Genomic DNA, 12,650 nt, shown 5'->3' on the forward strand with positions numbered 1-12,650 from the left:
CCGATGAGTCCGAGAGACCGATGAGTCCGCACCCGGGATGACCCCTCCGCATCGGGTGCGTGCTCATCGGCTCGGCTGGTTCGCGGGCTGATCCTCAGTCCTGCACGCCGCCGGACAGCTCCCACGGCCGGGCCGTCGCGCCGAGCCGGTTCCACAGGTTGATGATCCCGATGTGCCAGACCAGCTCGGCCAGTTCCTGCTCGGAGAAGTGCGCCGCGGCCTCGTCCCAGACCGCGTCGGACACCTCGCGGTCGGCCAGCCGGGTCACGGCCTCGGTCAGCGCAAGGGCGGCGCGCTCTCGGGCCGTGAAGTACGGGGCCTCGCGCCAGACCGCGACCAGGTTCAGGCGGCGCCAGGTGTCGCCGCCGGCCACCGCGTCGCGGGAGTGCATGTCGACGCAGTAGACGCAGCCGTTGATCTGGGAAGCGCGCAGCTTGATCATCTCGCGCAGCGGCTTCTCCAGGCTCGACTCGCCGGCGGCGCGCTCCAGGCCGTTCATCGCCTTGGCGAGCCCCGGGGCGAGTTCGTCGACGGCCAGGCGGACGGTGGGCTTCACGTATGCGGTCTCTGTCGTGTTCGTTGTCATGACTATGACGGTACGCGGGGTGTGGACTGTTGTTAGGATCCAATCTGATGGCTGAATATTGGTCCACTTTGGACGTCGATCTGCATCTGTCCGTCGACCCCGCGTCCGGGCGCCGGGTCGGGTTGGAGCACGCGCTGCGCGAGGCGATCCGGGACGGCCGGCTCGGCGCGGGGACGCGGCTGCCGTCGACGCGGACGCTGGCGGTGGAGCTCGGGCTGGCCCGGGGGACGGTGTCGGCGGCTTATGACCAGCTGGTCGCCGAGGGGCATCTGGTCGCGGTGCGGGGGTCGGGGACGCATGTCGCCGAGCTGGCGGGGCAGGGTGGTGCGAGCGGGCTGGTTGCTGCGCCGGGCTCGCCGCGCTCGCTGGACGCGCTTGGGGTGTCGAGCGGGCTGCGTCAGGCCGGCATGCCTGGTCAGCCCGGCATGCCTGGTGAGCCCGGCATGCCAGGTCAGCCGGGCGCGCTGGGTCTGCCGGGCGCGTGGGCCGGCGAGCAGGCACGCAGCCGGCCCAAGCCGCTCGGCAACAATCTCCTGCCGGGCTCGCCGGACCTGTCGCACTTCCCTCGCGCCGCGTGGCTGCGCGCATCCCGCCGGGCGTTGAACGCGGCCCCCAACGACGCGTTCGGCTATGGGGATCCGCGCGGCCGGGTCGAGCTGCGCCGGGCGTTGGCCGAGTACTTGGGGCGGGCGCGGGGCGTGCTCGCCGATCCGGAGCGGATCGTCATCGTCTCCGGCGCGGTGCAGGGGCTGGCGCTGCTCGGGCAGGTGCTCGGCGGGGTGGTGGCGATGGAGGATCCGTACATTCCGCTGTTCCACGAGGTGGTGCGCTCGCACGGCGCGGACGTGGTGCCGCTCCCGGTGGATGACGACGGCGCGCGCGTGGATCTGCTCGCCGGCCCCGGCTTCGACCAGGTGGGGACCGTCGTGGTCACCCCCAGTCACCAGTATCCGATCGGCTCGACGCTGCACCCGGCGCGCCGCCAGGCGCTGGTCGAGTGGGCGTGCGAGGGCCGGCGGCTGGTCGTCGAGGACGACTACGACGGCGAGTTCCGCTACGACCGGCAGCCGGTCGGCGCGGTGCAGGGCATGGCGCCCGAGCGCGTGGTCTATCTGGGCACGGCGTCCAAGACCCTGGGCCCGGGCATCCGGCTGGCGTGGATGGTGCTGCCCGGGCCCCTGGTCGGGCCGGTCACCGAGGCCAAGCGGCACGCCGACCACCAGTCCGAGGCGCTGGGCCAGCTGACGCTCGCGGAGTTCATCGCCTCGCACGACTACGACCGGCACGTCCGCGCCGCGCGCCTGCGCTACCGCCGACGCCGCGACCTGCTGGCCGAGCGCCTGCACACCCGGGCCGGACGGCCGGCGGCGGGCTTCGCCCTCGGCGGCATCGCGGCCGGGCTGCACGCGCTGGTCCGCCTGGAGCCCGCGGGGATGACCGAGGCGGAAGTGCTCAAGCGCGCATCTGAGTTCGATCTGGAGTTGGAAGGCCTCGGCGGTCTCTGGCACACCGCCACGGCGAACACGCTAGCGAGCTCCGCCCCACGTCCGCAGGGCATCGTGGTCGGTTTCGGCAGCCCCACCGAGGCGGCGTACCCGCGCGCGCTGGACGCGTTGGTGCGGACACTTTCGTGGAGATGACTACTCATACGGTCTAATGGACATCGCACGATAGCCCGACCCGGCGTGCTGCGCAGGCGCTCCCTGCGTCACACTGGTCTCGGAACAGCACTGCCTTTTAAGAGGAGAAACCCGTGGACGACGTACTGCGCCGTACGCCCCTCTTCGCCACGCTCGACCAGGACGCGGCCGCGTCGCTGCGCGCCTCCATGAACGAGATCGAGCTGGCCCGAGGTGACCTCCTGTTCCACGAGGGCGACCCCGGCGACTCGCTGTACGTGGTCCTGCGCGGCAAGATCAAGCTCGGCCGCACCAGCGGCGACGGCCGGGAGAACCTGGTCGCGGTCCTCGGCCCCGGCGAGATGTTCGGCGAGCTGTCCCTGTTCGACCCGGGCCCCCGCTCCGCCGGCGCCACCGCCCTGGTGGACTCCACCCTGCTGGGCCTGAGCTCCGACGAGCTGACCCCGTGGCTGGCCACCCGCCCCGACGTGGCCCGAGCGCTGCTCCGCGCGATCGCCCGCCGCCTGCGCCGCACGAACGACTCGATGTCCGATCTGGTGTTCTCAGACGTCCCCGGCCGCGTGGCCAAGGCCCTGCTGGACCTCTCGGCCCGCTTCGGCACCCCCGCCGAGGACGGCATCCACGTCGCCCACGACATGACGCAGGAGGAGCTGGCGCAGCTGGTCGGCGCCTCGCGCGAGACGGTGAACAAGGCGCTGGCGGACTTCGCGGGCCGCGGCTGGCTGCGGCTGGAGGCGCGCGCTGTGGTGCTGACGAATGTGGAGAGGCTGAGTCAGCGGTCGCGGTAGTTCTGGTTTGGTTTGTGGCCCGGGCGCCGGATGGCGTGCCGGGCCTGATGTTTTTGGGGCGGGTGCCGCGCGGTCTGATGGCGTGGCCACGCTGGCGGCGTGCCGCGCAGGCGAGCGTCAGTTGCTCCCCGCCAGCAGCTCGCCGGCGAGCCGCAGCCCGTCCAGGTCGTGGATGTCGCCGGACTGCGCCGGGATCTCGGCCACCGCGACGTTCGGCTGCGAAGCCGTGAACCGGTCGGCCAGGCGCCGTTCGCGCGCGCTGAGTCGCATGCGCTCCGCGTGCAGGCGCAGCAGGCCGGCGGCGAGGCGGAGGTCGGGGGAGTCGGCGTCGAGTTCCTCGGCGGCGGCCAGGGCTTTCTCGGCGGACAGCTCGGGGACCGTGACGGGGTGCACGCGGTTCAGGATCAGGCCGGCCAGGGGCATGTTCTCGGCGGCCAGGCGCTCGGTGAAGTAGGCGGCCTCGCGGAGGGCGTCCGGCTCGGGGGCCGCGACGACCAGGAAGGCCGTGCCCTCGGCCTGGAGCAGCTGGTACGTCTCCTCGGCGCGTTGGCGGAAGCCGCCGAACATCGATTCCAGGGAGCCCACGAAGGTCTGGACGTCGTGCAGGAGGCCGGAGCCCAGGAGCTTGTTCAGGGCCATGGTGGCGATGGAGAAGCCGGAGGCCAGGACCTTCAGTGCGAAGCCGCCGCCGGCCTTGGCCGGGGCCATCAGCACCTTGATCAGGCGGCCGTCGAGGAAGCTGCCGAGGCGGTTCGGGGCGTCCAGGAAGTCCAGGGCCGAGCGGCTGGGCGGAGTGTCGACGATGATCAGGTCCCAGCTGCCGGTCTCGTCACCGGTGCGGCGGAGCTGCCCCAGCTTCTCCATCGCCATGTACTCCTGCGTGCCGGAGAAGCCCGCGGACAGCGACTGGTAGAACGGGTTTTCGAGGATCTGCTCGATCCGGTCCGGGTCGGCGTGGTTCTCCACGATCTCGTCGAAGGTCCGCTGCATGTCGAGCATCATCGCGAACAGGCGGCCGGAGCCCTGGACGCCCTCGACCTCGCGCGGGTTGTTGTCCAGCTCGGTCAGGCCCAGGGACTGCGCCAGGCGGCGCGCCGGGTCGATCGTCAGGACCACGACCTTGCGGCCCTGTTCGGCGGCGCGGAGGGCCAGGGCCGCGGCGGCGGTGGTCTTGCCGACGCCGCCGGAGCCGCAGCACACCACGATCGAGGTCGCCGGGTCGGTCAGCAGGCCGTCGATGTCGAGGCGCTTCGGGGTCACACTCATGCGGCCTCCCCGGTCGCCGCCGCCGCGGACAGCGCCGCGGCCAGCTCGTAGAGTCCGCCGAGGTCGATGCCCCCGGCGATCAGCGGCAGCTCCACCACCGGCCGGCCGGCGGAGTCCAGCGCGCGCCGTTCGACCTCCTCCAGGCTGAGGCGTTCGGCGTGCTCGCGGCCGAGGACCGCCAGGGCGTGGGTCTCGGCGGTGTCGATGCCGTAGGGCCGGAGCAGGGCCGCGACCCGCTTCTCGGCCGCCGCGCTGACCGCCGCGCGCTTGCCGATGGCCAGGTGCGCGGTGCGGACCATGTTCACCAGGATCGCGCCGACCGGCAGGCCCGCGGCGTGCAGTTCCTCGACGCCGTCGAGGGTCTCCTGGACCGGCATGTCCTCCAGCACGGTGGTCAGGTGCACCGCGGTCTGCGGCGAGGTCAGGACCCGCATGACCGCCTCGGCCTGGTTCTTCACCGGGCCCACCCGGGCCAGCCCGGCGACCTCGGTGTTCACGTTCAGGAAGCGGGTGATGCGGCCGGTCGGCGGGGCGTCCATCACCACGGCGTCGTAGGCGAAGGCCGCGCCGGGGCGGTCCGGGGCGGTGCGGCGGACCGCCTCGCAGGCCTTGCCGGTGAGCAGCACGTCGCGCATGCCCGGGGCCACGGTGGTCGCGAAGTCGATGGCGCCGAACTTCTTCAGCGCCTTGCCGGCCCGGCCCAGCTTGTAGAACATGTCCAGGTACTCGAGCAGCGCCTGCTCCGGGTCGATGGCCAGGGCGAACACCTCGCCGCCGCCGGGCGCGATCGCGATGCTGCGCTCCTCGTACGGCAGCGGAGCCGTGTCGAAGAGCTGCGCGATGCCCTGCCGTCCCTCGACCTCCACCAGCAGCACCCGGCCGCCGCCCTCGGCCAGCGCCAGCGCCAGCGCCGCGGCGGCCGTGGTCTTCCCGGTGCCGCCTTTTCCCGTGACGATGTGCAGGCGGCACTCCGGCGGCCAGGGTCGGCTCATGGCCCCAGCCTAACCATGCGCCGGACACTCCTGGGACGGCCTACCCCTGGCGCTACTCTGGGGCCCATAAACTTACGACGCGCAGCGTCTCCTCAACGGGTGGCGGTGGGAGACGGGTGGGCGTAGGGGTGGTGCTTATCAGGGAACTTGGCCGAGGGGGGCCCACAGATGAGCGACGACGTCGACACCGCACGCCTGGCACCGCCGGAGCGCGTGATCGCGGAGCGTTATGTTCTGCGCACGGAGCTCGGCCGGGGTGGCATGGGCGTCGTGTGGCGCGCCGAGGACCGGGTGATCGGGCGGCCGGTCGCCGTGAAAGAGATGCGGCTCGGCGAGGGTGTGACCATCCCCGAGCGCGCGGTGTTCGAGCAGCGCATCCTGCGCGAGGCCCGCACCGCCGGCCGGCTGAACGACCCGGCCGTGGTGACCGTCTTCGACGTGGTCCACGACAACGGCTCCGTGTTCATCGTCATGGAGCTGGTCGAGGCACCGAACCTGGCGCAGCTGGTCCGCGCCTCCGGTCCGCTCGCCCCGCGCGCTGTCGCCGACATCGGCCGCCAGGTGCTCTCCGCGCTGGAGGCCGCGCACCAGGCCGGGATCGTGCACCGTGACGTGAAGCCGTCGAACATCATGGTCGGCGGCAACGGCCGGGCCAAGCTCACCGACTTCGGCATCGCGCAGGCCGCCGACGACCCCACCCTGACCAAGACCGGCGCGGTCATCGGCTCCCCCGCCTACCTGGCGCCGGAGCGGCTGTCCGGCCACGAGGCGAGCCCGGCCTCCGACCTGTGGTCGCTCGGCGCGGTGCTGTACTTCGCGATCGAGGGCCGGGCCGCGTTCGAGCGCGACACCACGGCGGCCACGTTCGGCGCGGTGCTGAACGAGGTCCCGTACCTGACGAACGTGCAGGGTCCGCTGGCCGCCGCGGTGTCCGGGATGCTGGCCTCCGCGCCGGAGGGCCGGCTGACCGCTCCGCAGATCCGGACGTTGCTGGACGCGGTGGCTCCCGAGACGTCCACGCCGATCATGCCGCTGAGCACGGTCATGATCACGCCCACCGGGGCCCCGGCCACGCCGCCGGACGCGACGCGGAATCCGGCAGCCGCCCCGCCGAAGCGGTCCTGGGCCAAGATCGCCGGAACGTTCGCGGCGGCGGTGCTGGTCACCGCGGCAGTGGCCGGGTTCGCCGCATACGGCGCGGGATCGAGCTCGGGCAAGAAGCAGGAGAAGAAGGCAGACGTCGCGCCCTCGGACGCCGTATTGGTCTACACGCTCGGCGGCCCCGGGACCGATTTCCCCAGCTTGCCCATCGGCAGCAGCCCGGCCTGCCTGAGCGGCCCGCCCTTCGTCCCCGGCACCCCGACGTACCAGGACGCCGAGTGCAAGAGCCCGCACGATGTGGAGCTCTACTACCAGACCTCTGTCACCAATTCGTCGTTCAGCCAGTACGGCACCGACGGCAACGGCCCGATCCCCTATCCGGGCGTCTCCGAGCTGACGGCGCTGGGCAAACAGCTGTGCTGGGCCGACCGGCTGATCGCGCCGTGGGCGGATCCGGCGGGCAGCCACTATCACTACTACGCGCTCATCCCCAGCACCAACCTGTGGAACGGCAAGAATCTGCCCGCCAACTGGAGCGTCAACCAGAACATCTACTGCGTCATGACGAACACCGAAGGCCAGCTGCCCGGCGACGGCTGACCGGACCGGCCCCGTAGTCTTACCTCATGACGCTGCGTCCAATTTACAATCAATGGGAATACGCAACTGTGCCGCTGCTGGTGCACGCCACCAAGCAGATCCTCGACACCTGGGGCGAGGACGGCTGGGAACTCGTCCAGGTCGTCCCGGGCCCGAACCCGGACCAGCTGGTCGCCTACCTGAAGCGTCCGAAGACGACGGAGTCCTAAGACATGACCCACCCCGAAGAGAAGCTGACCGAGCTCGGCCTGAAGCTGCCGGAGGTCGCGGCCCCGGTCGCGGCCTACATCCCGGTGCTGCGCAGCGGCAACCTCGTCTACACCTCCGGCCAGCTGCCGATGGTCGAGGGCGCGCTGCCGATGGTCGGCAAGGTCGGCGCCGAGGTCAGCCCGGAGGACGCCAAGGCCCTGGCGCAGCGCTGCGCGCTGAACGCGCTGGCCGCGGTGAAGTCCGAGATCGGCGACCTGGCCAAGGTCAAGCGGGTCGTGAAGGTGGTCGGGTTCGTGGCCAGCGCCCCGGACTTCACCGGTCAGCCCGGCGTCATCAACGGCGCCTCGGAGCTGCTCGGCGCGGTCTTCGGCGAGGCCGGCCGGCACGCGCGCTCGGCGGTCGGGGTGGCGGTGCTGCCGCTGGACGCGCCGGTCGAGGTCGAGCTGACCGTCGAGGTCTGAGCCGGCGGCGGTACACGGCGGCTTCTGGTTCCCGCCGCGGCGGGAACCAGACAAGGAAGGGGAACGCATGTCGCAGCAAGGCGGGGATTACATAGCCCCGGCCGGCAGCCGGCTCAGCGCGCGGGTGCCGGAGGGCTGGGAGGAGCAGATCGCCGCCCACGAGCGCGGCGAGTTCACCCCGGTGGCCCCGAAGCACGCCGCGACCGTGGTGCTGCTGCGCGACCGCGCGGACGCGCCCCCGGACGTCTACCTGCTCAAGCGCGCCGCCTCGATGTCCTTCGCCGGCGGCTTCTACGCCTTCCCCGGCGGCCGGGTCGACCCGCGCGACGCCGACGCCGAGATCGCCTGGGTCGGGCCGTCGGCCGCGGACTGGGCCCGGCGCTTCGGCAGCGACGAGGCCGAGGCCCGCGCGCTGCTGTGCGCGGCGGTCCGGGAGACCTTCGAGGAGTCCGGCGTCCTGTTCGCCGGCCCCGACGAGCACTCCGTGGTCGCCGACACCACCGACGAGGACTGGGAAGCCGACCGGCGGGCGTTGGTTTCACGGGAAACATCACTGGCCGGGTTCCTCACAAAAAGGTCGCTCGTGCTGCGCACCGACCTGCTCGGCGGCTGGTCCCGCTGGATCACCCCGGAGTTCGAGCCGCGGCGCTACGACACCGCGTTCTTCGTCTCGGCGCTGCCGGCCGGCCAGCGGACCCGGGACGTCTCGGGGGAGACCGAGTCGACCATCTGGATGCAGCCCCGACAGGCTATTGACGACCACGTCGCGGGCCGGGCCCTGATGCTCCCGCCGACCGTCACCACGCTGCGCGAGGTGCACGGCTTCGGCACCGCCGAGGAGGCGGTGGCAGCCGCGGCGAGCCGCCCGCTGAAGCCGATCATGGCCACGGTGCGACGCCACGGCGACGGGTCCTGGCACCTCGAATGGGAACTCTGACAGAGGCGGGGCGGCGATGAACGACCTGATGAAGCCCGGTGTCCGGCCCGAGGCCGGGACGGAGCGCGCGACCCTGATCCTGGCCCCCAACGCCGACCCGATGACCCTGGACGGCACCAACACCTGGCTGCTCGCCGAGCCCGGGGCGCGCCGCGCGGTGGTCGTCGACCCGGGGCCGCTGCACGAGGACCACCTCCAGCTGGTCCTGGCCACGGCCGAGGAGCGCGAGCAGCGGATCGGGCTGATCCTGCTCACCCACGGGCACTTCGACCACTCCGAGGGCGCGCCGCGGCTGGCCGAGCTGACCGGCGCGCCGGTGCGCGCGCTGGACCCGCGGTTCCGGCTCGGGGACGAGGGGCTGGTCGGCGGCGACGTCGTGGACCTGGACGGGCTGCGCCTGAACGTGGTCGCCACGCCCGGGCACAGCGCGGACAGCCTGTGCTTCGTGCTGCCCGACGATCGCGCGGTCCTGACCGGCGACACCATCCTGGGCCGGGGCACGACCGTGGTCGCGCATCCGGACGGACGGCTGGGGGACTACCTCGACTCGCTGCGCCACCTGCGGGACCTGGCGTCCGCGCACGAGGTGGAGACCGTGCTGCCCGGGCACGGACCGGTGCCGGCCGACGCGCTGGGCGTCGTCGAGTTCTACCTCGAACACCGTCGGCAGCGGCTGGAGCAGGTGCGGGCGGCGCTGGCCGCGGGCGACGAGACCGCCGCCGACGTGGTGGACCGGGTGTACGCGGACGTGGATCCGGCGGTCAGGTTCGCGGCCGAGATGTCGGTGCGGGCCCAGCTGGAGTACCTGGGCGCCGAGTTGGACACGGACTAGGCACCGAACTGGACACTGAGCCGGATACTGAGCTGAACACCGAGCTGCGCACCGCGGGACAGGACAGCTGCCCGTGCGGCTCGCACCGCACGGCAGCAGGCGTCAGCGAGCCCTGAGGACCCGCTTGACCACGGGTGGATGGCCACCGGTGGTTCGCGCTCGCCGGCCGCGGCCGGGTCGCGCGGGGACGGATCAGGCCCGGCCGAAGGAACCGGCCTCGCTGCGCTGCCGAGGGATGGCGGCCTGGGTCGCGGCGGCGAACCGCGCGTCGACCTCCGCCGCGGTACCGAGGTCGCCCCCGGTGCGCTCGGCCCCGTTGCGCTCGTAGTGCTCCTTGGCGGCCTCCAGGAACTGCCGCCAGGAGCGCACCTCGGGGCGCCGGCGCAGCAGCGCACGCCGCTCGCGCTCGGTCATCCCGCCCCACACTCCGTACTCGACGCGGTTGTCGAGCGCGTCGGCCAGGCACTCGGTGCGCACCGGGCACCCCGAGCACACGGTCTTCGCCCGGTTCTGAGCTGCCCCCTGCACGAACAGCTCATCCGGATCCATGCCGCGGCACGCCGCCACAACGGTCCAGTCCTCTACCCAGCTCATCGCCGGTGCCGTCCTCTCGCAAAGATCGAGCTCCCCCAACGGCGGAGCCGACAGCGGCCCTTCCCCTCACCGACAGCCGTCCTCGGACCCGGACGCGCTGGTGATGGCCGGCCCGTCGGTCGGACCGAAACGCATCCGACCTGGTGGAAGGGTCGATCTCGGCAGCCAAACAGCACAATACGGAAGATCGGGAGGGCGCAACAGTCCCCGATGTACTCAATTCCTATGGTCCTTTGTGACTAGATCGCCGCAGATGCCGCACCCTCCGCTCGCGGCGCCGCCGCGGCCCCCCGCGCGGCGCTGAACAGCGGCGGTACGAAGGAGCAGGGCGCGTGCGCCCCGACCGCGCCACCCGCCCACCCGGGTCGAGGTTGACGTCGTAGTCTGTCCCCCATGGCTTCGCACCCGCCCCGGCCCTTCCGCGGCAGCGGTCCGCTGCGCGCCCTGTTCGGCCTGTTGATGATCAGTGCGCTGGCCGGCGTGCTGGTGGCCGGTATGGCACTGCCCTTCGTCGGCACCGCGGGGCTGGCCGCCAAGAGCGCCTCGGACCACTTCGAGGACATCCCGGACGACCTGAAGACCCCCGACCTGCCGCAGCGTTCGCAGATCCTGGCCGCCGACGGCTCGGTGATGGCGACCGTCTGGGGCGACTTCGGCAACCGGGTCATCGTGCCCTTCAACGCCATCAGCCCGAACGTGTGGCAGGCCCTGGTGGCCACCGAGGACTCCCGCTTCTTCTCGCACGGCGGCATCGACATCAAGGGCACGCTCCGCGCGTTCGTCTCCGACCTCGGCGGATCCAACCAGGGCGGCTCCTCGATCTCGCAGCAGTACGTGAAGAACGTCCTGGTGCTGGAGGCCGGCAACAACAAGGCCGCCTACGCCGACGCCACCGGCGACTCGATGGCCCGCAAGGTCCGCGAGCTGAAGTACGCGATCGCGGTCGAGCAGAAGTTCTCCAAGACCGAGATCCTCGAGCGCTACCTGAACCTGGTGCCGTTCGCCGAGAACGTCTCGGGCATCGAGACCGCCGCCGACCGCTGGTTCGGCGTGCACGCCAGCCAGCTCACCGTGCCGCAGGCCGCGACCCTGATCGGGATGCTGAAGAACCCGGTCGCCTACGACCCGGCCAAGCACCCGCAGGCGGCCACCGACCGGCGCAACACCGTGCTGGACCGGATGGCCGACCCGACCGTGCACTACATCACGCCGGAGCAGGCCGCGGCCTTCAAGGCGCAGCCGCTGGGCCTGAACCTGCAGGCGCAGCACTCCGGCTGCATCTACGCGCCGGGCAGCACGGCGTTCTTCTGCGAGTACATCGAGCAGGAGATCCTCAACGACCCGATATACGGAAAGACCACGGCCGACCGCGCGGCCTTCTTCAACCGCGGCGGCCTGACCATCAAGACCACGATGGACCCGAAGATGGAGGCCTCCGCCGAGAAGGCGATCAACGACAACGTGCTGCCCACCGACGTCCCGGGCGCGGCGATCGCGATGATCCAACCCGGCACCGGCCAGATCAAGGCCATGGCGCAGAGCCGGAACATGGGCACCGGAGAGGGCCAGACCTATCTGAACCTGGCCGCCGACCCCTCGCACGGCGGCGGCAACGGCTACCAGGCGGGCTCGACCTTCAAGTCCTTCGTGGCGATGGCCGCGCTGGAGAAGGGTCTGACCCCGCAGTACGTCCAGGACCTGCCGTACCAGATCGACGAGACCCAGAGTAAGTTCACGACCTGCGACACCCCGGCCGGCTTCACCCAGGACCCGAAGTGGAAGCCGACCGACGAGACCCAGGCCGAACAGGGTCCGCAGACCATGACCAGCGCGTTGTGGAACTCGGTCAACAACTACTTCATCAAGATGGAGGAGCAGACCGGCATCTGCGAGCCGGCCCGGCTGGCCGCCGCCGCCGGTCTGACGATCGACAGCGACAGCGGCGCCGGCAAGCGGCTGCAGCAGGTCGGATCGTTCACCCTGGGCACCAACCAGGTGACGCCGATCGCGATGGCGAACGCCTACGCGACCTTCGCCGCGCACGGCATGTACTGCAAGCCGACGGCGATCTCCTCGATCACCGACACCTCCGGCAAGCAGTACCCGGTCGCCACCCCCGACTGCCACCAGACCATCGACCCCTCGCTGACCGACCAGCTGACCGGGATGCTGCAGGGCGTGGTGGACAAGGGCACGGCGTCCAGCATCCGCACCTACTTCTCGGGCCCGGCGGCCGGCAAGACCGGCACCAACGACAGCCGCCTGATGACCTGGTTCGACGGCTACACCCCGAACCTGGCCGCCGCGGTCTGGGTCGGCGTGGTCTCGCCGAAGCCCGGCGACAAGGGCCTGGTCAACGTGAAGATCCACGGTCAGTACTACGACAAGGTCTGTGGTGGCTGTCTGGCCGCGCCGATCTGGGGCCAGGCCGTCAACGGCGCCCTGGCCGGCACCACGCCGCCCGGCTTCTCGATGCCCGAGCTGCCCGGCGACATCCCGCCGCCCACGCAGCCGACGCCGCCGCCGGGCCAGCCCACCCCGCCGCCCGGCCAGGCCAACGGCGGCCAGACCGGCGGCGCCAACGGCGGCACCGGCGGGTTCATCGGAGGATTCATCGGCGGGCAGTAGCCCGACGGGCGACAG

12 protein-coding genes are annotated in these 12,650 nt (G+C 71.8%); 8 read left to right on the plus strand and 4 right to left on the minus strand.

Annotated features, from left to right (window positions below; genetic code table 11):
* Window positions 1-94: 94 nt before the first annotated feature.
* Window positions 95-586, minus strand: a complete 492-nt coding sequence (locus tag ABH920_RS01060; RefSeq protein WP_370345742.1) for a carboxymuconolactone decarboxylase family protein — start codon at window positions 584-586, stop codon at window positions 95-97.
* A 47-nt stretch (window positions 587-633) separates the two neighbouring features.
* Here ABH920_RS01060 and ABH920_RS01065 point away from each other — a divergent pair, with 47 nt between their 5' ends.
* Both ABH920_RS01065 and ABH920_RS01070 read left to right on the plus strand, forming a co-directional pair.
* Window positions 634-2,226 carry an aminotransferase class I/II-fold pyridoxal phosphate-dependent enzyme gene (locus ABH920_RS01065; RefSeq protein WP_370345744.1) on the plus strand — a complete coding sequence of 531 codons (1,593 nt, stop codon included), beginning with the start codon at window positions 634-636 and terminating at the stop codon, window positions 2,224-2,226.
* A 113-nt stretch (window positions 2,227-2,339) separates the two neighbouring features.
* Window positions 2,340-3,014, plus strand: a complete 675-nt coding sequence (locus ABH920_RS01070) for a Crp/Fnr family transcriptional regulator (RefSeq protein ID WP_194908530.1) — start codon at window positions 2,340-2,342, stop codon at window positions 3,012-3,014.
* 117 nt (window positions 3,015-3,131) lie between these two features.
* Here the strand turns inward: ABH920_RS01070 and ABH920_RS01075 are convergent, their stop codons facing one another.
* A complete protein-coding gene (locus ABH920_RS01075) occupies window positions 3,132-4,280 on the minus strand; it encodes an ArsA family ATPase (RefSeq protein ID WP_370345746.1) in 1,149 nt (382 codons plus the stop codon).
* Complete coding sequence (locus ABH920_RS01080; protein ID WP_370345748.1) at window positions 4,277-5,272, minus strand: ArsA-related P-loop ATPase; 996 nt, start codon at window positions 5,270-5,272, stop codon at window positions 4,277-4,279. The genes ABH920_RS01075 and ABH920_RS01080 overlap by 4 nt, the downstream gene beginning before the upstream one ends.
* Before the next feature lie 168 nt (window positions 5,273-5,440).
* Between ABH920_RS01080 and ABH920_RS01085 the strand changes: the two genes are divergently transcribed.
* The 5 genes from ABH920_RS01085 (at window position 5,441) to ABH920_RS01105 (ending at window position 9,413) form a co-directional block, all read left to right on the plus strand.
* Window positions 5,441-6,973 (plus strand): serine/threonine-protein kinase, encoded by a 1,533-nt coding sequence (locus ABH920_RS01085; protein ID WP_370345750.1) that lies wholly within the window; start codon window positions 5,441-5,443, stop codon window positions 6,971-6,973.
* A 26-nt stretch (window positions 6,974-6,999) separates the two neighbouring features.
* Window positions 7,000-7,182: a hypothetical protein gene (locus tag ABH920_RS01090; protein WP_194908534.1), complete on the plus strand. Its 183-nt coding sequence runs from the start codon at window positions 7,000-7,002 to the stop codon at window positions 7,180-7,182.
* A 3-nt stretch (window positions 7,183-7,185) separates the two neighbouring features.
* Window positions 7,186-7,644 carry a RidA family protein gene (locus tag ABH920_RS01095; protein ID WP_370345752.1) on the plus strand — a complete coding sequence of 153 codons (459 nt, stop codon included), beginning with the start codon at window positions 7,186-7,188 and terminating at the stop codon, window positions 7,642-7,644.
* A gap of 67 nt (window positions 7,645-7,711) precedes the next feature.
* The gene (locus ABH920_RS01100; protein WP_370345754.1) at window positions 7,712-8,581 is read left to right on the plus strand and encodes an NUDIX hydrolase; all 870 of its coding nucleotides are present in this window, start codon (window positions 7,712-7,714) and stop codon (window positions 8,579-8,581) included.
* 16 nt (window positions 8,582-8,597) lie between these two features.
* Entirely contained in the window at window positions 8,598-9,413 is an 816-nt protein-coding gene (locus tag ABH920_RS01105; RefSeq protein WP_370345756.1) for an MBL fold metallo-hydrolase, read from the plus strand.
* Between the two features lie 192 nt (window positions 9,414-9,605).
* Here ABH920_RS01105 and ABH920_RS01110 read toward each other — a convergent pair whose 3' ends face one another.
* Entirely contained in the window at window positions 9,606-10,007 is a 402-nt protein-coding gene (locus ABH920_RS01110) for a WhiB family transcriptional regulator (protein WP_370345758.1), read from the minus strand.
* Between the two features lie 393 nt (window positions 10,008-10,400).
* Here ABH920_RS01110 and ABH920_RS01115 point away from each other — a divergent pair, with 393 nt between their 5' ends.
* On the plus strand, window positions 10,401-12,635 hold the full coding sequence (locus ABH920_RS01115; RefSeq protein WP_370345760.1) for a transglycosylase domain-containing protein: 2,235 nt from the start codon (window positions 10,401-10,403) through the stop codon (window positions 12,633-12,635).
* Window positions 12,636-12,650: the final 15 nt, after the last annotated feature.

The sequence above is a fragment of the Catenulispora sp. EB89 genome (genome assembly GCF_041261445.1).
Classification (GTDB): Bacteria; Actinomycetota; Actinomycetes; order Streptomycetales; family Catenulisporaceae; genus Catenulispora.